This window comes from Microcoleus sp. BR0-C5 (assembly GCF_036705045.1).
GTDB lineage: Bacteria > Cyanobacteriota > Cyanobacteriia > Cyanobacteriales > Microcoleaceae > Microcoleus.
The window spans coordinates 1-1,094 of record NZ_JAUBTR010000218.1; the positions used below are offsets into that span (position 1 = coordinate 1).

Sequence of the window (1,094 nt, forward strand, 5' to 3'; positions counted from 1 at the left end):
GCCGCTTTTATCAACAAGGTATGCGGGCCGCAACCCTTATACAGTCTATCTCGTAGACCTCTTTGTCACCCCCCCAGAAAGAAACAAGAGTTGAAGGTCGCCATTGATAGAACGGGGTGGCGAGATAAAAATCTGTTGATGATTAGCCTGATTGGGGACAAGAGAGCTTTACCGTTGTAGTAGCAGATATTGCCTTCGCTGTGGCTGTAGCAACCTCCGAGAACAACAAAGCTTAATCTGCCCCATTCTTGGTCTGCTAAAAAATTATAAAATCGTCCTTTTAGGAGAGGCCTGAATTTGCGAGCGTTAAGCTGGCAAGTGGGCTGTGTGAAAAGAACATAAGGTTTGTTTTGAGAGTAAAACAGGGACGCTATATTCAAGAAGAAGGAGAGGAATTTAAGCGGTTGAGTGAGTGTGGTTTAGTAGCAGGTACGAGCTTTTATTTGACAGGAGTTAAAATCAGCAGCAAGGATTGGGCTGTTTTGATGTCGCTGGTTATGGGCAACGAAAATATCGAAATACTGGCGAAGATGAAGGCTGGTATTTACTCACCAATATCGGCAAATTGAAACAAGCTGTAACAGCGTTTAAATGTCGCAGTGGTATCGAAGCAATGTTTAAGGACTGTCAAACAGTCGGCTATAATCTTGAAAAAAGTTACCTTTGTGACGACCGCCTCAAAACTTTAATATTATAAAACTTTAATATTCTTAATAGCTTTAGCTTATAGTTGTGCGATTTTACAAGGACACAAGCTCAAGCTTATGGGAATTCTGAAATACATCGGTCGCCTTACTGATTCGATGCGAGCGCAACGCCGTCATAGTAGCTTTTGAATTGGATTGGTCAATCGTGGGCGCCGCGAAGCGGAGGGAGTAGGGAGGGAGCTTTGCCATGCAACTATTGCGGAATTGATGAAAATTAGACGCAATAAGCTCCCATTCTCTCAGAGAGGTTTGAGGGCTATGTCCTTGATTTTATCAAGCTTTGGACTATTCTTGTCATCCCGTCAGGAGCTTTTGTTTAAAAGTGGTTGCAGGGATAGAGCTATTTTCGAGCTGCAGTGACGCGGTAAATATATTAGCAACCGGGGC

General features: G+C 43.4%; 1 protein-coding gene. It reads left to right on the forward strand.

All coding sequences use genetic code 11. The features are described 5' to 3' along the window. The first annotated feature begins 350 nt into the window (after positions 1-350). On the forward strand, positions 351-569 hold the full coding sequence (locus QUB08_RS32030; RefSeq protein WP_333230332.1) for a hypothetical protein: 219 nt from the start codon (positions 351-353) through the stop codon (positions 567-569). Positions 570-1,094 lie beyond the last annotated feature (525 nt).